24 protein-coding genes are annotated in these 22,680 nt (G+C 75.0%); 16 read left to right on the top strand and 8 right to left on the bottom strand.

What is annotated here, in order from left to right:
* The first annotated feature begins 83 nt into the window (after positions 1-83).
* Positions 84-710, top strand: coding sequence for a TetR/AcrR family transcriptional regulator (locus DSM112329_RS18940; protein WP_354698116.1), 627 nt, complete (start codon positions 84-86; stop codon positions 708-710).
* Between the two features lie 226 nt (positions 711-936).
* Here DSM112329_RS18940 and DSM112329_RS18935 read toward each other — a convergent pair whose 3' ends face one another.
* Positions 937-1,800, bottom strand: a complete 864-nt coding sequence (locus tag DSM112329_RS18935; RefSeq protein WP_354698115.1) for a queuosine salvage family protein — start codon at positions 1,798-1,800, stop codon at positions 937-939.
* Between the two features lie 174 nt (positions 1,801-1,974).
* Between DSM112329_RS18935 and DSM112329_RS18930 the strand changes: the two genes are divergently transcribed.
* The gene (locus DSM112329_RS18930) at positions 1,975-2,952 is read left to right on the top strand and encodes an ABC transporter substrate-binding protein (RefSeq protein WP_354698114.1); all 978 of its coding nucleotides are present in this window, start codon (positions 1,975-1,977) and stop codon (positions 2,950-2,952) included.
* 23 nt (positions 2,953-2,975) lie between these two features.
* Here the strand turns inward: DSM112329_RS18930 and DSM112329_RS18925 are convergent, their stop codons facing one another.
* The gene (locus tag DSM112329_RS18925) at positions 2,976-4,175 is read right to left on the bottom strand and encodes a diguanylate cyclase (protein ID WP_354698113.1); all 1,200 of its coding nucleotides are present in this window, start codon (positions 4,173-4,175) and stop codon (positions 2,976-2,978) included.
* 93 nt (positions 4,176-4,268) lie between these two features.
* Here DSM112329_RS18925 and DSM112329_RS18920 point away from each other — a divergent pair, with 93 nt between their 5' ends.
* The 11 genes from DSM112329_RS18920 (at position 4,269) to DSM112329_RS18870 (ending at position 14,040) form a co-directional block, all read left to right on the top strand.
* Entirely contained in the window at positions 4,269-6,188 is a 1,920-nt protein-coding gene (locus DSM112329_RS18920) for a methyl-accepting chemotaxis protein (protein WP_354698112.1), read from the top strand.
* A gap of 11 nt (positions 6,189-6,199) precedes the next feature.
* Positions 6,200-6,658: a chemotaxis protein CheW gene (locus DSM112329_RS18915; RefSeq protein WP_354698111.1), complete on the top strand. Its 459-nt coding sequence runs from the start codon at positions 6,200-6,202 to the stop codon at positions 6,656-6,658.
* Positions 6,655-8,805 (top strand): response regulator, encoded by a 2,151-nt coding sequence (locus DSM112329_RS18910; RefSeq protein ID WP_354698110.1) that lies wholly within the window; start codon positions 6,655-6,657, stop codon positions 8,803-8,805. Before DSM112329_RS18915 ends, DSM112329_RS18910 begins: the two co-directional genes overlap by 4 nt.
* Positions 8,802-9,845 (top strand): chemotaxis protein CheB, encoded by a 1,044-nt coding sequence (locus tag DSM112329_RS18905; RefSeq protein ID WP_354698109.1) that lies wholly within the window; start codon positions 8,802-8,804, stop codon positions 9,843-9,845. Before DSM112329_RS18910 ends, DSM112329_RS18905 begins: the two co-directional genes overlap by 4 nt.
* A gap of 2 nt (positions 9,846-9,847) precedes the next feature.
* Positions 9,848-11,179 (top strand): CheR family methyltransferase, encoded by a 1,332-nt coding sequence (locus DSM112329_RS18900; protein WP_354698108.1) that lies wholly within the window; start codon positions 9,848-9,850, stop codon positions 11,177-11,179.
* The gene (locus DSM112329_RS18895; protein WP_354698107.1) at positions 11,176-11,574 is read left to right on the top strand and encodes a chemotaxis protein CheW; all 399 of its coding nucleotides are present in this window, start codon (positions 11,176-11,178) and stop codon (positions 11,572-11,574) included. The genes DSM112329_RS18900 and DSM112329_RS18895 overlap by 4 nt, the downstream gene beginning before the upstream one ends.
* 69 nt (positions 11,575-11,643) lie before the next feature.
* Complete coding sequence (locus DSM112329_RS18890; protein ID WP_354698106.1) at positions 11,644-11,829, top strand: hypothetical protein; 186 nt, start codon at positions 11,644-11,646, stop codon at positions 11,827-11,829.
* 238 nt (positions 11,830-12,067) lie between these two features.
* Positions 12,068-12,262, top strand: a complete 195-nt coding sequence (locus DSM112329_RS18885) for a hypothetical protein (RefSeq protein ID WP_354698105.1) — start codon at positions 12,068-12,070, stop codon at positions 12,260-12,262.
* 66 nt (positions 12,263-12,328) lie between these two features.
* The gene (locus DSM112329_RS18880) at positions 12,329-12,508 is read left to right on the top strand and encodes a hypothetical protein (protein WP_354698104.1); all 180 of its coding nucleotides are present in this window, start codon (positions 12,329-12,331) and stop codon (positions 12,506-12,508) included.
* Between the two features lie 84 nt (positions 12,509-12,592).
* On the top strand, positions 12,593-13,510 hold the full coding sequence (locus tag DSM112329_RS18875) for a CAP domain-containing protein (protein ID WP_354698103.1): 918 nt from the start codon (positions 12,593-12,595) through the stop codon (positions 13,508-13,510).
* Between the two features lie 131 nt (positions 13,511-13,641).
* Positions 13,642-14,040 (top strand): SgcJ/EcaC family oxidoreductase, encoded by a 399-nt coding sequence (locus tag DSM112329_RS18870; RefSeq protein WP_354698102.1) that lies wholly within the window; start codon positions 13,642-13,644, stop codon positions 14,038-14,040.
* A gap of 31 nt (positions 14,041-14,071) precedes the next feature.
* Here DSM112329_RS18870 and DSM112329_RS18865 read toward each other — a convergent pair whose 3' ends face one another.
* Entirely contained in the window at positions 14,072-14,662 is a 591-nt protein-coding gene (locus tag DSM112329_RS18865) for a sugar O-acetyltransferase (protein WP_354698101.1), read from the bottom strand.
* Positions 14,663-14,699: 37 nt separating this feature from the next.
* Between DSM112329_RS18865 and DSM112329_RS18860 the strand changes: the two genes are divergently transcribed.
* Positions 14,700-15,461 carry an SDR family oxidoreductase gene (locus DSM112329_RS18860; RefSeq protein ID WP_354698100.1) on the top strand — a complete coding sequence of 254 codons (762 nt, stop codon included), beginning with the start codon at positions 14,700-14,702 and terminating at the stop codon, positions 15,459-15,461.
* Positions 15,462-15,548: 87 nt separating this feature from the next.
* On the opposite strand, the gene DSM112329_RS18855 is transcribed toward DSM112329_RS18860, so the two are convergent.
* Genes DSM112329_RS18855 through DSM112329_RS18835 form a run of 5 tightly spaced genes read right to left on the bottom strand, consistent with a single transcriptional unit; the run spans position 15,549 to position 21,092 of the window.
* Positions 15,549-17,225, bottom strand: coding sequence for a hypothetical protein (locus DSM112329_RS18855; RefSeq protein ID WP_354698099.1), 1,677 nt, complete (start codon positions 17,223-17,225; stop codon positions 15,549-15,551).
* Positions 17,226-17,250: 25 nt separating this feature from the next.
* On the bottom strand, positions 17,251-17,706 hold the full coding sequence (locus tag DSM112329_RS18850; protein WP_354698098.1) for a GNAT family N-acetyltransferase: 456 nt from the start codon (positions 17,704-17,706) through the stop codon (positions 17,251-17,253).
* 13 nt (positions 17,707-17,719) lie between these two features.
* Positions 17,720-19,933 carry a heavy metal translocating P-type ATPase gene (locus DSM112329_RS18845; protein ID WP_354702499.1) on the bottom strand — a complete coding sequence of 738 codons (2,214 nt, stop codon included), beginning with the start codon at positions 19,931-19,933 and terminating at the stop codon, positions 17,720-17,722.
* 29 nt (positions 19,934-19,962) lie between these two features.
* Complete coding sequence (locus tag DSM112329_RS18840) at positions 19,963-20,889, bottom strand: hypothetical protein (protein ID WP_354698097.1); 927 nt, start codon at positions 20,887-20,889, stop codon at positions 19,963-19,965.
* The gene (locus DSM112329_RS18835) at positions 20,886-21,092 is read right to left on the bottom strand and encodes a cation transporter (RefSeq protein WP_354698096.1); all 207 of its coding nucleotides are present in this window, start codon (positions 21,090-21,092) and stop codon (positions 20,886-20,888) included. Before DSM112329_RS18835 ends, DSM112329_RS18840 begins: the two co-directional genes overlap by 4 nt.
* 218 nt (positions 21,093-21,310) lie before the next feature.
* On the opposite strand from DSM112329_RS18835, the gene DSM112329_RS18830 reads away from it, so the two are divergent.
* Positions 21,311-21,880 (top strand): TetR family transcriptional regulator, encoded by a 570-nt coding sequence (locus DSM112329_RS18830; RefSeq protein WP_354698095.1) that lies wholly within the window; start codon positions 21,311-21,313, stop codon positions 21,878-21,880.
* A gap of 33 nt (positions 21,881-21,913) precedes the next feature.
* Positions 21,914-22,675 carry an isocitrate lyase/phosphoenolpyruvate mutase family protein gene (locus DSM112329_RS18825; protein ID WP_354698094.1) on the top strand — a complete coding sequence of 254 codons (762 nt, stop codon included), beginning with the start codon at positions 21,914-21,916 and terminating at the stop codon, positions 22,673-22,675.
* The last annotated feature ends 5 nt before the right edge of the window (positions 22,676-22,680 follow it).

Raw genomic sequence — 22,680 nt, 5'->3', positions numbered from 1 at the left:
AGCGGCGTCCAGTGGGAACCGCGATCCGCGAGCCCGCGCGGTGACGCAAGCGACCGGTCGGGGCGCCGACGTAGAATCCGGCGATGCCCACCCCGACCGACACAGGCCAGGCGGCCGACACGTCGGCGGCGCCGGTCGACCACCGTGCGCGCCTGCTGGCCGGGATGGCCGTGTCGGTCCGCGCGAAGGGGTTCCGGCAGACCACGCTGGCCGACGTCGTCCGCGAGGCGAAGGTGTCGCGCCGCACGTTCTACGAGCACTTCGCGGACCTCGCCGACTGCTTCGTCGCGCTCCTCGAGTCCCACGCCGCGCGCAACATCGCCCAGATCGCCACCTCGGTCGCCGCCGGGGGCACCGCCGACGAGCGGCTCGACCGGGCGGTCGGCGCCTACCTCGACACGCTCGAGTCCGACCCGCTGCTCATGCGGGCGTTCCTGCGCGAGCTGCACCTCGCCGGCGACCGCGGCCGGCGCCTCGTCAGCACGCTCAACGCCCGCGCCGGGGAGATGATCCACCAGCAGGTCGAGGAGCTCCGGACACACGAGCCGGAGTTCGGCCTGACCTCGATCCCCGTCCCGATGGCACGCATGATCGCGGCGGGCATCGTGCAGATGGCGCTGCTCGCGCAGGACGAGGGGCGGCCGCTGGACGAGGTCCGCGGCACCGCGATCGGCCTGCTGCGCCGCGCCGCGCAGGCGCCGGACGGCTGACCCGGCCGGCCGGCCCGGTCGAGCGACCGTCGGTTTCCCCGCGTCTGTGGACGGGGAAATCGACGTTCGGTGATGGGCCGCGGGGTGGGGTGGCGTCGACCGTCGGTTTTCCCGCGCCAGGGGACGGGGGAACCGACGTTCGGCACTCGGGCGTCCGCTGCTCATTCCCGCCACGTGTCGCGCCGTGCGCTCGCAGCTCTCCGGTCGCAGCGGCCTGCCGGCCGCGTCAGTAGAAGGTCGACAGCGTGCGATGGGGGAGCGGGGGCTTCGCGTAGGCCGGCGCCTGCCCGCGCGTCCAGAGGACGTTGTCGAGCTCGCGCTCGGTCAGCCCGAGGTGCGCCGCCAGCAGCTCACAGGCACGGACGGCGCAGGCCCGCAGCTCGCGCTCGGCCGGCCCCGGCGCGAGGACCTCGCTCCGATCGATCCGGGCAGCGAGGGCCGGGTCGACGACCTCGAGTACGCCGTCGTGGCGCAGGACCTGCGGCAGGACGTTGTCCGCGAACGCGGTGAGCCGGTGCAGGTCGGTGAACCGGGCGACCCCGGCCAGCGCCAGGTCGCTGGCGGCGATCTGCGCCCGCTTGAGGAAACCCGTGTCCCGCCACATGGGCAGCGCCGACAGCCACGTCACGACGCGCTCGGCCGACGGCTCGCAGTCGCGGACGACCTCGAGCGCCGTGCGATCGCCCAGAGCGCCGCCGAGCTCCTGCAGCCCGCGGGCGTAGAGGCCGATCAGCGCGTGCTCGGCCGGCTGCCCGAGGAGGTCGGCGACGAACGCCGCGTCCGCGGCCCGCAGCGCGGCCGCGTCCAGCGGGCCCTCGGCCCGCCAGTAGTCGGTCAGCGCCTGCGCCACCGGCTCGTAGCCCAGGCCCGGCAGCTCCGCGAACCAGCCGGACCCGAAGTTGATCGCGTCGAGGACGAGGACATACGCGGCGACCGCGGCCGGGTCGCCGTCGACGAAGTGCACCCCCGGGTCCAGGGGCGGCACCGCGCCCGCAGTGACGCGGTCGAGCGCCCCGGGCACGATGCGGACCTGCTGCGCGGACGCTGCGGTCGCGCGGCAGGCGCTGCGAGTGTCGTCCGTGACGCCCACCCGCCCAGCCTGCCACATCCCCGCGAGCGAGCGGGCAGGATCAGCACGTCGGTCCCGCCCGCTCCGGATGTCGCCGGTGCCGCCCGCCGGGTCGGGGCCACCGGACGCACCAGCCTGCACCGGACGCCCGGCCGCGACACCGCCCGCAGCGCCCCTCGCGTAGCGTCCACCACCATGGTCCCGCGCCCGACAGCACGTCGCCTCGCAGCCGCGGCCGCGATCGTCCTCACCCTCGCCGCATCCGGATGCGGGGGCGATGACGAGGACGCCGGCAGGGCACCCGCGACCGTGCGCATCGCGCTGGACTTCACCCCCAACGCCGTCCACGCGCCGATCTTCGCGGCCGCGCGGACCGGCGCCGACCGCCGGCACGGGATCCGGCTGGACGTCGAGCGGCCGGGCAGCCAGCCCGACTCCCTGAAGGCGCTGACCAGCGGTGCCGCGGACGTCGGCGTGCTGGACATCCAGGACCTCGCGATTGCCCGCGCGAAGGGCGCAGACGTCGTCGCCATCGGCGCCCTCGTGCAGCGCCCGCTCGGTGCTCTCGTCACCCAGCCGCAGATCTCCCGGCCGAAGGACCTCGATGGCCGGACGGCCGGTGTCTCGGGCCTCCCGTCCGACGGCCCGTTCCTGAAGGCGATCGTCGAGGACGACGGCGGCGACTACGGATCGATCCGCCAGGTGACCATCGGCTTCGCCGCGGTCAGCGCGCTGCTGGGCCGCAAGGTCGACGCGGTCCCGGTCTTCTGGAACGTCGAGGGCATCGTCCTGAAGCAGAAGGGCCGGCGCTTCAACGAGTTCCGCATCGACGAGTACGGCGCGCCGCGGTTCCCGGAGGTCGTGCTGGTCACCACGACCCGGCTTCTGCGCGAGCAGCGAGGCCGCGTCCTGGACACCCTGCGCGCGATCCGCGACGGCGCGCGCAGCGTCCGGCAGGATCCGGATCCGGCGATCCGCGAGATCGCCCGCGAGTCCGGCGACGCGGACCTGGGACTCGTCCGGGCCCAGTTCGCCGCGCTGCGCCCGATCGTCGATCCCGAGCTGACGCTCCGCCGCGCCGTCATCGAGCAGTGGGCGGTGTTCACGCAGCGTGTCGGCCTGCTGGACACCGCGCCGGACGTAGACGCCGCGTTCGCGTTCGGCCTGCGCTGACGCGTGGCGCCCGAACGCCCGGGTCAGCGGCCGCGCTTGCGCGCGTACATCGCCTTGTCGGCTCGTTGCAGCACGTCGGCCGCTGTGCGGCCGGGCCGTACGAGCGCGGCGCCGACACTCGCCGCGATGGCGGGGGCTTCGGCGAGCGCCATCTGGACGCGCTGGACCACCCGGTCGCAGCTCTCCTCGTCGGTGACGCCGAGGCACAGCATCGCGAACTCGTCCCCGCCGACCCGCGCAACCGCGTCGCTCGCCCGCGCGGCGGCCTGCAGCCGCGCCGCGACGGTCCGCAGGACCTGATCGCCGGCCTGGTGCCCGTGCTCGTCGTTGACCGCCTTGAAGCTGTCGAGGTCGATGGCGAGCACCACGGCCGGGAGCCCGTGCTCGACGGCGTCGTCGAGCCGTGCTTCGAAGCTGCGGCCGTTGAGCAGCCCGGTCATCGCGTCGGTGGCGGCCTGGCGGGCCAGGTCCGCCTCCAGGGCACGCTGGTCGGTGACGTCCTCCAGATGCGCGAGCAGGTACTCGACGAGGCCGAGGCCGTCGACGCGGACACCGCGGACGGACAGCTGGACCCAGCGCGTGGCGCCGTCGCGGCGGCGCAGGCGCAGCGTCTCGCGGACCGGCTCCTCCATCGCGATCGCCCCGGCGATGGTCGCCTCGACGATCGCGCGGTCCTCCGGATGTGCGAACGAGCCCAGAGGCTGGCCGGCGAGCTCGTCCTCCGCGTGGTCGGTCAGCGCCCGGAACGCGTGGTTGCTACGCGCGAGGACACCCGGCCGCTCCTCGCCGGTGAGGATGATCATCGCGGTGGGCGCGCTCTCGAACGCGTTGGCGAGCCCGGTCGGCGTGCCGCGCAGCGTGTGTTCCATCGCGACGCGGTCGGAGTTGTCGCGGACGAGGCAGAGCACCCCGACGCCGCCCGGGAGCGGCGCCTCGGTCATCAGCGCGGGGAACGTCGAGCCGTCGGCCCGCGTCAGCGTGACCGGGCGCTCGGCCCGCTGCCCGGTGGCTGCGACGGGCGCCGGCGGGGCGGGCCACCAGCGGTGCGGCGGCGACAGGCCGACGACGGCCTCCCGCGGCAGGCCGATCATCCCGAGGAACGCGGGGTTGACGTCGACCACGACGCGGTCCGGCCCGAACAGGACCGCCCCGTCGGGCAGCGCGGCGACGAGGTCGGCGCCGCTGAGGGCGGCGAAGGCCGCAGGCGTGGTCGGCAAGGGCATGGGACTGGTGGAGTCATCGGCCGCCGGGAGGCGGTTCTGAACTCTCGAGCGCGCCGAAACCTACCGGGCCATGCGGACTACACTCGGCACCGAATGGACACCGGAGCAGCCGAGACCAGGCCGGCGTCGCGCCTGCGCGACCGATTCGCCACCCGGCTCGTGGCCGGCATGGTGCTCGCCTTCGTCCCGCTCACGGCGGTGCTTGCCGTGCTGCTCGTCCGCAACGCCAGCGACAGCCTCGAGCAGGCGGCGCGCAGCGGCCTGCAGAACTCGGCGTCGGTGCTGGCAGCCCGGGTCGACGTCCGGTTCCGCGAGCGCGGACAGGACCTGCAGCAGATCGCGCGCAGCCTGCAGGCCGCCGACGTGGAGGACCGCGACGCAACGGTCGCGATCCTGCGGGACGGCGGCGCTGCGTTCGAGGCGGTCCAGGTCGTCGACGCCCAGGGACGCCTACTGGCAGGGACGGACAGCTCGCGGTCGTTCGCACGGCCCGCGTCCGACTGGTTCGCCGCCGCCACGCGCGGCGCCGCAGCCATCGGTCAGCCGTTCGCGGCCGGCGGGACGCTGCGCACCGTGCTGGCGCAGCCGGTCCTCGGGCGGACCGGCGCGCCGGTCGCGATTGTGCTGGGCGACCTGGACGAGACGAACTTCGCCGGCTTCGTCGCCGACATCCGCTACGGCGACTCCGGCGAGGCCGTGATCCGCGACTCGACGGGGCGGCTGATCTGGCGGACCGGCCTCGGCCGCCCGCGGGATGCGCGCGCGATGCTGGAGCGGCGCCCACTCGCTGACCGCACGACCGCCGGTGCCCCCGCGCTCGCGGCCGCGGGCCGGACAGGGACGACGCGCTTCGTCGCGTCCACGGGCAACGAGGCACTGGGCGGGTACGCGCCGGCGACGGTTCCGCGCTGGACCGCCGACGTGCGGCAGGACACCCACGAGGCCTTCGAGCCGATCCGCGAGCAGCGCAACTTGGCGATCCTGGTCGGCGTGCTGGGTTCGTTGCTCGTGGCGCTGTTCGCCGTCCTCTTCGCGCGGTCGGCGACCCGCCCGGTCCGCGAGCTCGCGGCACAGGCCCGCCGGGTCGCCGAGGGCGACCTGACCGTGTCGGTGGTGCCCAAGGGCGCCGCCGAGACGGCCGACCTCGCGCGGTCCTTCAACCAGATGGTCGCCAACCTCTCGGACCTCGCCCGGCGGCTCCGCGGCGCCGGCCAGGACCTCTCGTCGGCCGCTCAGGAGCTCTCGTCCGCCGCGCAGGAGATGGCGACGACGACCAACGAGCAGAGCTCCGCCGCGCAGGAGACGTCCGGCACGATGCAGGAGCTGGCGACGACGGTGCAGTCGATCGCCGAGAGCGTCGGCGGCGTCGAGCAGCGGGCGAAGGACACCGGTCACGCGCTCGAGAGCGCCGACGCCGACATCCAGGCCTCGAGCGAGCGGACCCTGGCGCTCGCCGGGCGCGTCGGCGAGATCGGCGCACTGCTCGTGCTCATCGACGAGATCGCCGACCGGACCAACCTGCTGGCGCTGAACGCCGCGATCGAGGCGGCCCGCGCCGGGGAGGCCGGCGCCGGGTTCAGCGTCGTCGCCGACGAGGTCCGCCGCCTCGCGGAGCGGTCCAAGGGCGAGGCGGGCAAGATCAAGGAGATCATCACCGCGACGCAGGCGGAGACGAACGCGACGGTGATGGCGATGGAGGCGGGCTCCAAGCAGATGCGGCACGGGCTCGCGCTGATGGACGAGGTGACCGACGCCGTGAGCCAGGTCCGGTACACGACCGACGAGCAGCGTGTCGCGACCGACCAGGTCGTGGACGCGATGGGCGCGGTCAGCGCGACCAGCCGCCAGGCCGCCGCGTCGGGCCAGCAGATCGCGGGCTCCGCGCAGCAGATCGCGCGGCTGGCGGTCGAGCTCGATCAGGTGGCGGCGCAGTTCCGCGTGACCGACGGGACGCCCGAGCCGTCCTGGGTCATGCCACCGGGTCCGGGTCCGGGTCCGGGCGCGGCCGGCTGACGGCCGCCGGCATGGACCTGCCCTTCGCCTTCGACGCGTACGCCGAGCGCGCACCGGCCCCGAGCGGTCTGCGCGCGCTGCTGCTCGTCGTGCGCGGGGACCGGTACGCCGTCCGGCTGGAGCGGGTCCGTGTGGTGCTGTCCCAGCCCGTCATCACGCGGCTGCCCGACGCGGCCGGTGCGCTCTTGGGCGTCACCAACGTCCGCGGCGAGGTGGTGCCGGTGGTCGACACCGGGGCGGTGCTCGGCGTCGGCCCGCTGCGCGTCGCGGCGACGGCGGCCGTCGTCGACACAGCGCGCGGGCCGCTTGCGCTGGCCGGCGGGGACGACCCGTCGAGCGTCGTGTTGGACGAGGCGGTCGGCGAGTCCGACCTGCCGCTGGGCCTGGTCCGGCACCGGACCGGGGACGGCGTCGCGACGCTGCTCGACCTCGACGCGCTCGCCGCCGTGATCACCGGGGCGGCCGGGTGAGCGGGCCCCCGGACCTGCGGGCGATCTTTGCGGAGGAGGCGGCCGACCTGCTCGATCGCCTCTCGGCGGGGGCGCTCGCGCTCGAGTCGGGCGGGGCGGGCGTCGTCGCGTCGATGTTCCGGGCGGCCCACACGCTGAAGGGGTCGGCGACGCTCGTCGGGCTGCCGACGGTCGTCGCGCTCACGCACGCGCTCGAGGATCTGCTCTCGCGGGTGCGCTCGGGCGAGCTTCCCGCGGACGACGAGCTCGCCGACGTGACGCTGGACACCGTCGACGCGCTGCGCACGATGATCCCGCCGCTGCTGGCGGGGGAGGAGGACGTGGTGGTCCCGGACCCTGGGCTCGTGCCCCGGCTCCAGTCGCTGGCGACCCGCGATGCCGCGCCCCCCGCGCCCCCCGGGATGGTGAACGTCCCTTCTCCCGCAGCCGAGTACGGGGAAACGGACGTTCATCCGCGCGGATCCGCTCCCGTTCCCGCCGCGGCCCCTGCCCCTGCCTCTGCGGCCGGCCCCGCTGTCCCGTCCGTCCCCGCCCTCCCCGCCACCGGGGTCGCCGGCGGCACCCGCAGCCTCGACACGATGACCATCCCCCGCGACCGCCTGGATCGCCTCGTCCGGCTGGCGGGCGAGTCGCGCACGGCCCGTCTGCGGGTCCTCGGCGCGATCGGGCCGGAGCACGCGGCGGACCCCGACGTCGAGGCCGCGATGGCCGACCTCGACCGGACACTCGAGAGCCTGCAGGATCAGCTGCTCCGCGCGCGCATGGTGACGCTCGCCGCCATCGCCGAACCCCTCCGCCGCGCCGTCCGCGACGTCGCCCGCGGCGCCGGCAAGGAGGTCGCCTACTCCCTCGAGGGCGAGCGCCTCGAGCTCGACCGCGGTGTCCTGGACGCCCTGCGGGACCCACTGCTGCACCTGGTCCGCAACGCCGTCGACCACGGCCTGGAGACACCCTCCGCGCGGATCGCGGCAGGCAAGCCCGCGACCGGCACCGTCACCGTCCGAGCCCAGACGGCGGGCCGCCGCCTCGTCGTCCACGTGGAGGACGACGGCGCAGGGATCGACCTCGCAGCGCTGCGGTCCGGCGTCGGTGAGCCGGACCTCACCGACAGCGACCTCCTGGACCGGATCTTCGAGCCGGGCGTCTCGACCGCCGCGACCGTCACCCCCGTGTCCGGCCGCGGCGTCGGCCTGGACGTCGTCCGCACCCAGGTCGAGAGCGTGCGCGGGAGCGTCGAGGTCACGTCGCGACCCGGCGGCGGCACCGTCTTCACGCTCTCGGTCCCCGTCACGCTGGCGGTCGTCCGCTGCCTCGTCGTCCGGTCCGCGACCGAGCGCTACGCGATCCCGGCGCACGCGGTCGTCAGCGTGGCCGAGGCGCTCGAGGAGGCGCTCGTCCCGCTGGAGGGCGGCGCGGCGATCTGGGTCGGCGGCGAGATCGTGCCGGTCACGTCGCTCGCGGCCGTGGTCGGCGCCGACGAGGCCGGGCACGCTCGGGGTCCCGCCGCCGTGGTCGTCAGCGCGCCGGGCGGCCGGCGCGTCGCGCTGCGCGTGCACGCGCTGCTCGGGCAGCGGGACGTGACGCTGCAGGAGCTCGGCGACGTCGTCCCGCCGCTGGAGCTGGTCGCGGGCGCGAGCATCGAGTCGGACGGCACCGTGCTGCTCGTCCTGGATCCGATCGCGGTCGCCGCACGGGCGGCGAACGTCCGCCGGCGGTCGGCCGGCGGCGCAGCAGATCCGGCTGCGGCGGCCGATGTACGGGCAGTGGCCGCGACGGTGCTGATCGTGGAGGACGCGCTGACCGTCCGGGAGCTGCAGCGGTCGATCCTCGAGCGCGCCGGCTACCGCGTCCGCGCGGCCACCGACGGCATGGAGGCGCTCGCGAGCCTCGCGGACGAGCGCCCCGACGTCGTTCTCACCGACATCGAGATGCCGAACCTCGACGGCTTCGGCCTGATCGAGGCGATCCGCTCGCGGCCCGAGCTGTCGTCCTTGCCCGTCCTCATCATGTCCAGCCGCAACGATGCCGAGGACCGTGCCCGCGGCCTGCAGGCCGGCGCGGACGGATACATCGTCAAGCAGGCGTTCGACGCGGCCACGTTGCTGGCCGCCGTCGCGCGCGTGCTCGGACAGGAGCCACCCGCATGAGCGCCCAACCAGCCATCCGCGTCGTCGTCGTCGAGGACTCGCCGACCCAGCGCGCGCAGATCGTCAGCGTCCTCTCCGGCGACCCCGGCGTGCAGGTCGTCGCCGAGGCGGGCACGGTCGAGGACGCGGTCCGCGTCGTCGGCGAGCTGCGGCCGGACGTCGTCACCATGGACCTCGAGCTGCCCGGGGCGGGGGACGCCGACTACGGCGGCGTCGCCGCGATCCGGCAGATCATGAGCAGCACGCCGGTCCCGATCCTCGTGCTCTCCGTCCACGCGCCGGAGCGCTCGTCGACGCCGGCCATCGAGGCGCTCGCCGCGGGGGCGTCCGACGTCTTCCCGAAGCAGGACGCGTTCAGCGCCGACGGCGCGCAGGTGCTGCTGCGGCGGCTGCGGGTGCTGAGCCGGGTCCCCGTCGTCGCCCGTCGCCACCAGCCACCGGCGGCGATCGTCCCGACCCACCGCCGCGACCGGCTACCGGTGATCGCGCTCGCCGCGTCGACGGGCGGCCCCGGTGTCCTGCGGACGGTCATCTCCGCGCTGCGCGGCGTCCCGGCGCCGGTGCTGGTCGTGCAGCACATCCACCCCGAGTTCGTGGCGAGCTTCGCCGGCTGGCTCGAGGAGACGACGCTGATGCCGGTCGAGGTCGCGGCCCACGGGTCGGTCGCGCGGCCCGGCGTCGTGTACGTCGCGCCGGCCGACGTGCACCTGCGGCTCCAGCCCGGACGCCGGCTCGCGCTGGATCCCGAGCCTGAGCTCATGACCCGGCCGTCGGCCGACGAGCTGCTGCTGTCCGTTGCCGCCCACGCCGGGGGCGCGGCGATTGCCGCAGTCTTCACGGGGATGGGGGACGACGGTGCACGCGGGCTGCTCGCGATCCGGCAGGCCGGCGGGCGGACGTTCGCGCAGGACGGCGAGTCGGCGATCGTCGACGGGATGCCGCGGGCCGCGCGCGAGCTCGACGCCGCCGAGCAGGTGCTGACGCCAGAGGCCGCCGGCCCGGCGATCGCGCAGCTCGCGGCCGGGTTGCTGAGCGGCTGACCGTGCTGCGGCACCGGGCCCAACGCGCGCTCGAGGAGCGCACCGGGCTGGCGTTCGACGCCGCCGCGCTCGCACGCCTGGACGCCGGCCTGGAGCGGCTCGACGCGGCGGGGCGGTCGCCGGCGACGCTCGTCGCGGCGCTGGAGGCGGGGGACGCCGCCGCGGAGCGCGAGCTCGTGGAGGCCGTCACGCTGCAGGAGACGCGGTTCTTCCGCGACCCGGCCGTGTTCGAGGCGCTCGCCCGTGACGTCCTGCCGTCACTCCCGGACCCGGTCACCGTGTGGAGCGCCGGCTGCGCGCTCGGGCAGGAGGCCTACAGCCTGGCGATGTTGCTCGACGAGGCGGGCCGGCCGGGCTTCCGCGTCCTGGCGACGGACCTCTCACCGGCCGCGGTGGCGCACACCGCCGCAGGCGTCTACGGCGAGCGCGAGCTGCGCGGCCTCGACGCGGGCCGGCGCGTGCGCCACCTGCAGGCGACGGATGACGGTCGCTTCACGATCGGCGAGCACCTGCGCGAGCACGTGAGCACCGGGGTCCACAACCTCGTGCGCGGGCCGCTGCCGGGCCTCGCCTCCGCCTGCCACCTGGTGCTCTGCCGGTACGTGCTCATCTACGCGCAGCGGCCGGCGGTGACCGCGCTCCTGCAGCGCCTGCACGACCGGCTTCCGGCCGGGACGCTGCTGGTGGTCGGGGCGGCCGAGTCGCTCTGGCACCTGTCGGACCGCTTCACCCTGGAGCCGCTGGCGGACGGGTTCGCGTACCGGCGGGCCGGCGATGCGCCGGCGGGAGAGCCGGCGGCGGGAGGGGGGACGGACAAGCGCGGCGGCGGCGGGCGCGGTCGCCGGAATGCGGATGCCGGTGGGCGTGAGCGTGCGCATGGACGTGGAGCGACGAGGACCGTGTCGGGGCGGGCGGCGGATCCCGCCGTGGCTCGGTGGCCGGCGGCGCCAGTCGACCCGGGGCAGGCCGGCCGCCGGTCGTCCCGGGCGGCTGCGCTGTCCGCGGCCGCCGACCCGGCGCCGGTCGTCGGCCGTGTCGCCCCGGCCGAGCTGCTGGCAGCCGGAGCCCGCGAGCACGCCGCCGGGGCGTTCGCTGAGGCCGCGACGCTCTTCCGGCAGGCGGCCTACCTGGACCCGTCGAGCCCGACGGCGCACCTGCAGCTCGGGCTTGCGCTGGAGGCGGCCGGGGACCCAGGGGCCGAGCGTGCGTTCCGCGCCGCCCACCGCGCCCTCGGCGCGGCAGACCCGGAGGTGATCGAGCAGGAGCTCGGCGGGCATGCGGTCGCCGACCTTGCGCGGCTGCTCGCCGACCGGCTCGGGAACCCGGGCACATGAGCGCCCTGGTCTGCTTCACGTCGCCGCATGGGCTGCTGGCACTGCCCGTCGCGGTCGTGCGCGGCGTGGTGGACCACCTGGACGTGGTGCCGCTGCCCGCGCCGGCCCCGGTCGGGGTCGCCGGGCTGCTCCGTCCCGGCCGCGAGGCGCTGCCCGTGCTGGACGTCCTCGGCACGGACGGCCGCCACCTGCTGCTCCTGAGCGTCGGCGGCCGGCGCTTCGGCCTGATCGCCGGCGAGGTGACGCACGTCCAGAAGCCCGCCGCCGGGGCCCTGGGGCCTTCGCCCGCCGGGCCGGCGGGCGCGCTCATCGCGGGGACGCTGCGGACGGCCGACGGGACGGTGCTGGTGGTCGACGAGCACGCCCTGGCCGCCCGGTTGGATCGCGCGAGCTGAGGCGCAAACTCGGCGCGTCGCAAAGGCACGATCGCGTTTGCCCCTGGGGGAACGCGGTAGGCCCTCTGCATGACCCTCGTCACCATCCTCGGGATCGTCGTCGTCGTCGGCATACCGGTGCTCATCCTCCTGACCCGACTCACACCGAAGATCGACGAGCGGACCGAGGTCGCCGTCGAGCAGGAGGCCCAGGGCGTCGGGGCCGATCAGAAAGAGGACCCTGACGGCGCGCGCGGTCCCAGCATGCTCGGCTGACCGCACACGCGCGGCAGATCGGGCCTGTCCGGTGTCGTGCTGACGACCGACGACGGGCCCGCTGACGTTCACGACTCGGGTCGGGCCTGCGTCGCGTGACGGCGAGCGCCCGGGCGCCGAGCGGCACGGCGCCACCTGACCTGCGTTCGCACCGGCGGCGGTTGCGGGGCACGTGCCCCGGGCACAGCTGAAGGGACCGACCGGCGTCGCCGTTCGGGACCCACCTTGGAGGATCCACATGCCCCCGCTGCTCATCTTCTTCATCGCCCTCGCCATCTTCATCGGCTTCTGCGTCGTCGCCTCGCGCGCCTACCCGCGCTTCACGAACAAGCCCGAGATCGAGTCCGAGCAGGAGCTCGTCGGCGTCGGCCCCGAGTCGACGAAGGTCGACGGATCAGGCGAGGACGCCGGGGCGAAGGTCGGCCAGGGCTGACCCCGCGACCGGAACCGGGGTAGCGCACCGGGTCCCTTTGCAGTCCCCGCGTGTCAGCATGCAGGGATGTGCATGCAGTGCATGATGGGCGCCGTGACCGCCGGCGCCGGAGCCACCGGCGCCCGCTCGTGGCTGGCCACCCGGCGCTGGTCGTGGCTGACCCCGGTCCGCCTGCGCCGGGCGACCATGGTCCTGCTCGGTGCCGGGCTCTTTGCGTCGGCAACGCTGCTCGGCGGATCCGGGTAGCACCCGCCTGACGCCCGGTCGTGTGGCGCCGCGGCGCTGGGCGCGCGCTCAAGCCCGCGGGGCGGACGGGCCGATACAGGCCGGATGACGCTCCGCCGCTGCACGATCGCCCTCGGAACCGCCGCTGCGTTCGCATGCGCCGCGCCCACCACCGCGTCGGCCGCCTGCGCGGGTGAGGCGACACCGGCCGCGACCGGCTCCGCGACCGAGCTGCGCGCAGCCGTCGTCTGCCTGGTCAACGAGGCGCGCACCGCCCGCGGCCTGACCCCGCTCGCGTCCGAGTCGCGCCTCCAGACGGCCGCGCAGGCCCACGCCGACGACATGCGCGCGAAGAGCTACTTCGCGCACCAGGGCGTCCTGGGCCCCGGGCTCGGCGATCGCGTGACGGCCCGTGGCTACGACTGGAGCACCGTCGGGGAGAACATCGCCCAGGGCCAGCGCACGCCTTTCGAGGTCGTCGAGGCGTGGCTCGGCAGCAGCGGGCACTGCAAGAACATCCTCGGCGCCTTCTCCGACATCGGCATCGGCGTGAACTCGGGCCGCTACTGGGTCCAGGACTTCGGCGTGCAGCAGGGACAGCGCGCCGGGACGAAGGGCGGCAGCTGCACGACGAGCCTCGGGCGCAGCGCCGTCGAAGGCGCGGTCGCCGCGCCGTCACCGGGTGAGCCGGCGCCGACGGCGGGGGCAGTCGCCGGGCCGGCCATTCGCAAGGTCCTGGCCGTCGCCGGCAGCCGCCGGGCGGTCCGCGTGTCGGTCGCCTGCCCGGCCGGGCGCGCCGCATGCACCGGCAAGCTCCGGCTGCGGATGAGCACGCGTGGCGCGGTACTCGCGACCAAGTCCTTCGACGTGCCCTCGGGCGGGACCCGCCCGGTGATCGTGCGTGTCAGCTCCGCTGCCGAGGCCCGGCTGCGTCGCGCGAGCCGGCGCAGCGTGCGCCTCGAGCTTCACGCGTCGGGCCAGGCGACGCGCGCGCGGACGGTGCAGCTCAGCGCTGCCCGGTAGCCGGCCCGTCGAGCGGGCGGGGAGCCGCACACGGTCCCCCTCACGAGCCACCGCCGGGGCGAGCGTCGTCCGATGAGTCCGGGTCGGCCGGTCGGTCGTAGTCGACGACCACCGACGCGAGGAGACCCACCGTGCCCGACGACGAGCAGCAGATCCGGACCCTGATCGAGCGCTGGGCCGCCGCGGTCCATGCCGGCGACCTCGACGCGGTGCTGGCCGACCATGCCCCGGACATCGTCATGTTCGACGTCCCGCCGCCGTACGCGGGCGTGCGCGGCCTCGAGGCCTACGAGGCCACCTGGCCCCCGTTCTTCGCATGGCAGGCCCAGGGCGCGTCGTTCGACATCGAGTCGCTCGACGTGGTCGCGGGCGGCGACGTCGCGTACGCCCACGCCCTGCTCCGCTGCGGGACGCGCGAGGACCTCGCCGCGCGGCCGGTGAACCGCCTGCGCCTGACGCTCGGCCTGCGCCGGGACGACGGACGCTGGGTGGTCGCCCACGAGCACCACTCGTTCCCGATCGAGCTCTGACGGGCGCGATCGGCGTGCCGCGGGCTCGACCTCAGGGCCGGTCCGGAACCGTGATGCGGTCGCCGTCCCCGATCGCGCGGATGACCCGCGCCGGGACGCCGGCCGCGACCACGCCCGCCGGCAGGTCGCGCGTCACCACCGCGCCCGCGCCGACCACCGTGTCGTCCCCGATGGTGACGCCCGGGCAGACAATGACGCCGCCGCCGAGCCAGACGTTGTCACCGAGCACGATCGGCGCCGCGGACTCCCAGCCGGTGCGGCGCGGGCCCGGGTCGACCGGGTGGGTCGCCGTCAGCAGCTGCACGCGCGTCGCCAGCTGGCAGGCAGCGCCGATCGTTATCGGCGCGACGTCGAGCATCACCAGGTCGTAGTTCACGAATGTCCCCGCGCCGATGGTCACGCGGCTGCCGTACTCGCAGCGCAGCGGCGGCCGGACGACCACGCCTGCGCCGACGTCCCCGAGCAGCTCGACGAGCAGGGCGTCGCGTACGTCCTGCTCGACGTGTGCGGTCGCGTTGTAGCGCGCCACGAGGTCCTGCGCCCGGGCGAAGTCGGCCTCGAGGTCGGCGTCCTCGGCGATGTAGAGCTCGCCGCGCAGCATCCGGTCCTTCATCTCGCCCATGCCGTCACCGTAGCCCGGCGTGCGGCATGATCCGCCGATGACCGCAGACCAGCCGTTCCGCCTCGACGGGAAGGTCGCCGTCGTCACCGGCGCCTCCTCCGGCCTCGGCGTCGAGTTCGCCGTCGCGCTGGCCCGCGCCGGCGCCGACGTCGCGATCTGCGCGCGCCGCGTCGAGAAGCTCCGCGACACGCAGGCCAAGGTCGAGGCGCTCGGCCGGCGTTGCCTCGTCGTCGCCGCCGACGTCGCCGTGCCGGAGGACTGCACGCGTGTCGTCGAGGAGACCGTCGCGACCCTCGGCGGCGTCACGATCCTCGTCAACAACGCGGGCATCGGCACCGCCGTCCCCGCGACGCGCGAGACCCCCGACGAGTTCCGCCGCGTCATCGACATCAACCTCAACGGGTCCTACTGGATGGCGCAGGCGTGTGGGCGCGTCATGGGACCGGGCAGCAGCATCATCAACATCGGCAGCGTCCTGGGCTCGACGACCGCGGGCCTGCCGCAGGCCGCCTACGCGTCGAGCAAGGCCGCGATCATCGGCCTGACACGGGACCTGGCCCAGCAGTGGAGCGGCCGCAAGGGGATCCGCGTGAACGCCATCGCCCCGGGCTTCTTCCAGTCCGAGATGACCGACGCCTACGCGGACGGGTACCTCGACATGATGAAGGCGCGCATCCCGATGGGCCGGGTGGGGGAGGCACCGGAGCTCGCGGCGACGGTCGTCTTCCTCGCGAGCGACGCCTCGTCCTACATCACCGGCGTCCTGCTCCCCGTCGACGGCGGAATGCTGATCACCTGATCGCCGTCCGGTCGACGCGCGGTCTGACGACCAGTTCTGGTCGTTCCCGCGACCAAAATTGGACGTCAGACGGTGCGGGGAGCCGCTTCAGCGGCGCAGGAACGAGCCGAGTCGGTCGCCGGCCGCACGGACCGGTGCGGTCAGCTGCCAGCTCGCCGACCCGCGGACCTCGGAGAGCTCGGCCCGGACGTCCGCCTCGCGGCCGGCCTGCTCCTCCAGCTGCCGCTTGAGCTCGGCGTTGCGGCGCTCGAGGTCGGCGACCAGGTCCTCCCGCTGCCCTGCTGCCGCCAGCTGCTCTTCGAGCTTCGCCACGCGCTCCTGGCTGCTGCCGGCTGCGGCGAGTTGCTTCTCGAGCTCGGCGACCCGTTCCTGGCTGCTGCCGGCTGCGGCGAGTTGCTTCTCGAGCTCGGCGACCCGCTCCTGGCTGCTGCTCGCCGCTGCCAGCTGCGCCTGGACGTCGGCCAGGCGCTGCTCCGCGTCGGCGGCCGACGCGGCCTGCGCGTCCGCCGCGGCCAGGCGCGCCTCGGTGTCGGCCAGCTGCTGACGGACGTCGCCGGCGTCCGCTGCCTCGGCCTGAGCCGCTGCGAGCTGCGCCTCGAGCTCCGCGACGCGCGGATCGGGCTTCCCGGCGCCCGCGGCCTGCCCCTCGGCCGTGGCCGCGCGCTCCTCGGCGGCCGCGACGCGCTCCTCGGCCGCGGCCGTGCGCTCCTGCGCCTGCGTCAGCTGCTGCCGCGCTTCGTCGCGCTCGTCCCGCAGTGCGTCCCCGGCGTCGCCGAGCTCGGCGCGGACCGCATCGGCGGCGCCGCTCAGCTCCGCGGTACGCGCCTCGGCCGCGGCGCGCGAGGCCTCGAGCTCGCTGATGGTCGCGTCCTGCCCCTGTGCGCGCGAGGCGGACCGCCCGCCGCGGTCGCCGAACGTGATCAGCTGGGTGACGAGCGCCATCTCGGAGATGCGCCGGGCCTCGTCCTCGTCGTCGCAGCGCTGCAGCAGGAAGTGGTCGTAGATCAGTGCGTCCGCGGCGCAGCGGTCGTCGAGCAGCGCGAGCGCCTCGGCGGTGAGCGGCGGAAACGGCACGCTGCCGTCGCGTGGCCCGTCCGGGGCGGCCGCGTCCTGCGGCGTCAGGGTCACGCCGAAGAAGTGCTCCAGGCCGTTCCACGCCTCGCTGCCGAGCTCCAGGATCGTGACGCAGCCGAACTCCTCCAGCCGGGCGATCGCGTCGGCGGCGACGGCCTCGGCGTCGTCGCGCGACATGAAGCCGTCCACCGGCAACCGGGCGTCACCGGCAAGCACGAAGCGCGCGACCTGGTTGTCGGTCAGCGCGGCGGCACGGGTGCTGGCGAGGAACTCGTGCAGCGGCTGCTCGGCCGTGGCGACCACCGGGTAGGGGTCGACCAGCTCGTGCAGCCCGGGCTCGCTGCGGAGCCCTGCGTAGAGCGACAGCAGCCGGCTGCCCGGCTCCCGCAGGACGGTCGCCACGGACTCCGGGCCGACCAGCGTCCGCAGCGTGGCCAGGGACAGGTGGCCGCCCACGACCGCGTACCGGCCTTCCAGATCCTCGAAGCCGGCGCTGGTCGTGATGACGTGGTCCGCCAGCGGCGCGCCGAGGTCGGCGAAGCGGTCGAAGGACCCGAAGACCGTGCGGTCGTGCGTCGCCGGTGCGACGGTGTCCGGTGGCGAGGCCGCCGCGAGCGCGGCGTAGAAGGTCGATCCCCCGGACCTGGGGATGTGCATGAAGCACTTCAGGGCAGTCGTCTCGCTGGACACCTGCTGAACCTAACGCAGGCGCCCTTCACGCGAGAAGCTTGCGGAAGCGCACGCGCTCGAAGCGCTTGACGGTCTCCCGGCCGGACTCCAGGTACCCGAGCCGCGGGTAGAAGTCGAGGTTCTCGGTCATCTTCGCGTTCGTGTACAGCTGCAGCTCGCCGAGCTCCAGCGCGCGGGCGTGGTCCTCCGCGAACGCCATCAGCGCGCGTCCGACCCCCTGGCCCTGGACGGAGGGATCGACCGCGAGCACGTCGACCGCCAGGTGACCGGGGTGCGGCACGAGCACGATGATGCCGCGCAACGGGTGCACGTCCGGCTCGCCCTCCACGACGTGGATCTGCTCGGCGCGCCGGTACGCGTCGTAGTCGAAGCTCATCGGCGCCGGGCGCTGGAGCAGCCGGGGGACGTAGCCGGCGAACGCCCGCATCACGACGGTCTGGACTGCGAGCAGGTCATCCGCGCGGGCGGGGCGTGGCGGCATCGGCGGCAGCTTCTCACACGCCGTCGCGGCGGACGGCGAACCGCCGCAGGCGCAGCGAGTTCGTCACCACGAGGACGCTGCTCGCCGCCATTGCGGCCCCCGCGAGCACCGGATTGAGGTAGCCGGCCGCCGCGATCGGGATCAGCACCACGTTGTACGCGAAGGCCCAGAACAGGTTCGTCCTGATCGTCGCGAGCGTCCGGCGGGCGAGGCGGATCGCGTCAGCAGCGCCGCGCAGGTCGCCGCTGACCAGGGTGATGTCGGACGCCTGGATCGCGACGTCGGTGCCCGTGCCGATCGCCAGCCCGAGGTCGGCCTGGGCCAGCGCCGGCGCATCGTTGACGCCGTCGCCGACCATGGCCACCACCCGGCCGCGGGCCTGCAGGTCCGCGACGACCTGCGCCTTGCCGGCGGGCAGGACCCCGGCGATGACCTCGTCGATCCCCACCTGGCGGGCGACGGCCTCCGCGGTGGCGCGGTTGTCGCCGGTCAGCAGGACGGGGGTGAGGCCGAGCGCCTTCAGCCGGCGGATGGCCTCCGCGGAGCTGTCCTTCGGGGTGTCGGCGACGACGACGACGGCCTGCAGGCGCCCGTCCCAGGCCGCGACGATCGCGGTCCGGCCCGCGGCCTGCGCGGCGTCGTGGGCGGCCGCGAGCGGTCCGTCGAGCACGATGCCCCGGTCCGCGAGCAGAGCGGCCCGGCCGGCGATGACCGCACGCCCGTCGACGTCGCCCTCGACCCCCAGGCCGTCGTGGCTGCGGAACCCCGCGACCGCCGGCAGCAGCCCGCCGAGCTCGGCCCCGGCCGCGCCCGCGATCGCGCGGGCGACCGGGTGCTCGGACGCGTTCTCGAGCGCGCCGACCAGCCGCAGGACGTCCGGCCGCGTCGTTCCGTCGGCCGTCTGGATGTCCACCAGCGCCATCACGCCCGAGGTCACCGTGCCCGTCTTGTCGAGCACGACCGTGTCGACCCGGCGGGTGGACTCGAGGACCGCGGGCCCCTTGATTAGCAGCCCCAGCTGCGCTCCGCGGCCCGTCCCGACCAGCAGGGCGGTCGGCGTCGCGAGGCCGAGGGCGCAGGGGCAGGCGATGATCAGCACCGCGACCGCGGCGGTGAACGCGAACGCGGCGCCCTCGCCGGCGCCGGTCCAGAAGCCGAGCGTCGCGACCGCCACGATCAGCACCGCAGGCACGAACACGCCGGACACGCGGTCGGCCAGCCGCTGCACGGGTGCCTTGCCGGTCTGTGCGTCGGTGACCAGCCGCGCGATCTGCGCCAGGGCGGTGTCCGCCCCGAGCCGCGTGGCCTCGACGACGAGCCGGCCGCCCACGTTCACCGTCGCGCCGACGACCTCGTCGCCGGGCTGCTTCTCGACCGGGACCGACTCGCCGGTGAGCAGGGACTGGTCGACGGCGGAGACGCCCTCGACGACGGTTCCGTCGGTCGCGACCTTCTCACCCGGACGCACGACGAAGCGGTCGCCCACCCGCAGGCGGTCCAGCGGGACGCGGCGCTCGCTGCCGTCGGCCGCCAGCATCGCGACGTCCTTGGCGCCGAGCTCGAGCAGGGCGGTCAGGGCGGAACCGGCACGCTGCTTGGCCCGCGCCTCGAAGAAGCGGCCGGCGAGGATCGACGTGATGACGACCGACGCGACCTCGAAGTAGACGTGGTCGAGGTCCGCCGTGCGGTCGGGCACCAGGTCGAAGCCCATCTTCATGCCGGTGATGCCCGCGTCGCCGAGGAAGAGGGCGACGACCGACCAGGCCCAGGCGCTGAGCGTCCCGATGCTGATCAGCGTGTCCATGGTGGCCGTCGCGTGCCGCAGGTTCGCCCACGCCGCCCGGTGCAGCGGCCACGCGCAGTAGAGGACGACGGGGGTGGCGAGGTTCCACGCGAGCCACTGCCAGTTGTCGAACTGCAGCGCCGGCACCATCGACAGCAGCAGCACCGGCAGCGAGAGGGCGGCGCTCAGGATCAGCCGGACGCGGAGCGCGGCGGTCGGATCGGTGGCTGCGGCCGGGACCGTGTCGCCATCCGGCCCGACGGCCGCCGGCAGCGCCGCGTCGTACCCGGCCGCACGCACGGCGTCCAGCAGGTCCTCCGCGGTGACGGCTCCGTCCTCGTAGGTGACGGCCGCCTTCTCGGTGGCGTAGTTGACGGACGCGGTGACGCCGTCGAGCTTGTTCAGGCGGCGCTCGATCCGGTTCGCGCACGAGGCGCAGGTCATGCCGACGATCGGCAGGTCCAGCTGGGCGGTCACGGCGCGACCACCTCGGTGAAGGCGGCGGTGTGGACGACGCCGTCCACCCGGAACTGCACCCAGGAGCGGTACGTGGCCCCGGCCGGGAGGTCGACGCCGAACGCCAGGCGGTCGCTCTCCGGATGCGTGTGGAGGTAGGCCAGGTCGCCGGCGCGAAGCGTCACCAGGTGGCCCTTCGCGCCGAGGTACTCCTGCAGTTCGGCGTTGGCGAGAGCGCCTCGCCGCAGGACGTCGAACGCGACGACGCCGTCGGCCCCGGTGCGCCGCCGGACGGTCAGCCCGTGGTCGCTGACGCTGACGGTCGACGGGCGCGCGAGCGGCTGCGGAGCGAAGCGGCCGGGGACCTGCACGTCGGCGCCCAGGGTGCGCTGCGTCCCGGCGATCGTGAAGTCGGCGAACAGCCGGTAGGTGCCGCCGCGGGGAAGGTCGGCGGTCGCGGTCCAGGTGCCGTCGGCGGCCATCGCCGGATGCAGGTGGACGAAGCTGCTGAGGTCGCGGCGCGCGATGATCAGGTGCAGGCGGCGCGCGTGGGCGAGGTCGAACCGCGTGACCGCACGGCCGTCCGCCGCGAGGATCCGGAAGCTCAGGCGGCTGCGCCCGGGGCGGGCGACGGCGGTACGGCCGAGCCGCAGGGTGTAGCCGTCCTGGCTCGTCGCGAGCCCGGGCAGAACGCCGTTGCCGTCGTCGTCGGACGATGTGTGCGCGCCGCCGTCGTCGTCGGCCCCGCTGGTCGCGCCGTGCGCGCCACCGTGGCCGGTGTCCGTCGTCGCTTCCCGCTCTGCGGCCCCGTCGTGCGCGGCCGCGTGAGGGGCCGTGCCGTCGCGGGAGCCGTCCGGGTCGATCGCCCCGCCGGCGACGGCCGCGCCGCCGAACACGGCCAGCAGCAGCACGCCGAAAAGCGCCAGGCGCGCCGGGGCGCTCATCCGTCCGCGACCCGGTAGCCGGCCTCCTGGACCGCCGCCACGACGGCGGCGGGGTCGGCGTCCCCGCTGACGGCGACACGGCCGGTGCCGAGGTCGACCTGCACGTCGTCGACTCCGGCAACCGCCCCGACCTCCTCCTGCACGCTCGCCACGCAGTGCGCGCAGGTCATGCCGACGACGGTGTAGGTGCGCTGGGCAGTCATGGTGACGAGGCTAGCAAACCCCTGGGGGGTATCCGACGCGGGGGTTCAGGTGGCGCTCACAACGGTTCCGGGCGCGGGGCCTGCCGCCCTACGCGCCGCGCTGGATGTGCCACCACGTGCGCATGTGGCGCGTGGTGGCACATCGAGCAACCCCGGGGGCCGTCCACCAGGCCCCCCGGAACGCGGGTCCACGACCCGCCACCTTTAGGCTGGACGACGTGCGAGACGGTCAGCGCAGCAAGCAGCAGCTCCTTGACGCCGCGACGGCCGAGTTCGCCGCGTACGGCATCGCGGGCGCGCGGGTGGACCGGATCGCCGCCTCCGCCGGCGTCAACAAGGCGCAGATGTACGGCTGGTTCGGCTCCAAGGACGGGCTCTTCGACGCGGTCTTCGCCCAGCACCTGCACCGCATCGTCGACGTCGTCCCGTTCACGCCGCTCGATCTGCCCGGGTACGCCGTCGCGCTCTACGACTCCTACCTGACCGACCCCGAGCTCGTCCGGCTCGCGAGCTGGAGCCGGCTCGAGCGCGTCCCCGTGGGCGACCTGCTGAGCGCCCACGCCGGCCTCGCCGACCCGAAGCTCGCGGCGATCGCGCGGGCCCAGGCCGCGGGCCGGATCGTCGGCGGCATCCGGCCCGACGAGGTCTACGCGCTGATCATCGCGCTGGCCGGCACGTGGTCGCCGGTCAGCGCCACGTTCACGGCGTCGCCGCAGGACTCCGCCGCCGACCACGAGCGGCGCCGCGCGGTGCTGCGGGACGTCGTGGGCCGCGCACTCGTCCCGTAGTCCGGCAGGGCGACGGCGACTACAGTCGCTCGCATGAGCAACGAACGCGTACAGCAGGCAGCACAGACCCTCAAGGACCTCCACGGCGGGTCCGGTCCGCTCGTCCTCCCCACGGTGTGGGACGCGTGGTCGGCCCGGACCGCCGCGGGCGCCGGATTCACCGCGCTGACGATCGGCAGCCACCCGCTGGCGGAGTCCCGCGGGGCGGAGGACGGGGAGGGCCAGACGTTCGCGGAGGTCCTCGAAGCCGTCCGCCCGATCATCGCCGCTGTCGACGTGCCGATCTCGGTCGATCTCGAGGCCGGGTACGGCCAGGAGCCGGCCGACCTGATCGCCGGCCTCATCGACGTCGGTGGCGCCGGCCTGAACCTCGAGGACACGGTCCACTCCGAGGGCGGGCGCCTGCGGACGACCGAGGAGCACGCCGCGTACATCGGCGGCCTGCGCGCCGCGGCCGACGACGCGGGGGTGCCGATCGTCATCAACGGCCGGACCGACCTGTTCGGTCGCGCGGGGGACGACAAGGCGGGCGTGCTGGACGAGGCCATCGCGCGGCTGCAGGCCCTCGTGGACGCGGGCGCGGACACCGTCTATCCCGTGAAGATCCACGAGGACGACGACCTCATCGCCGCCGTGGTCGGCGCGATCGCGGTCCCGGTGAACATCACCGCCCACCCGGCGAAGCACACGCTCGAGCGATTGGCCGGGCTCGGTGTCGGCCGCGTCACCTACGGCCCGCTGCTGCAGGCGGCGGTGACGGAGCACATCAAGGAGCTGCTCGCGGGCTGGCGCTGACGCGG

The sequence above is a fragment of the Paraconexibacter sp. AEG42_29 genome, assembly GCF_040581415.1.
Lineage (GTDB): Bacteria > Actinomycetota > Thermoleophilia > Solirubrobacterales > Solirubrobacteraceae > Paraconexibacter.
This window is presented reverse-complemented; position numbering and strand designations above follow the sequence as displayed.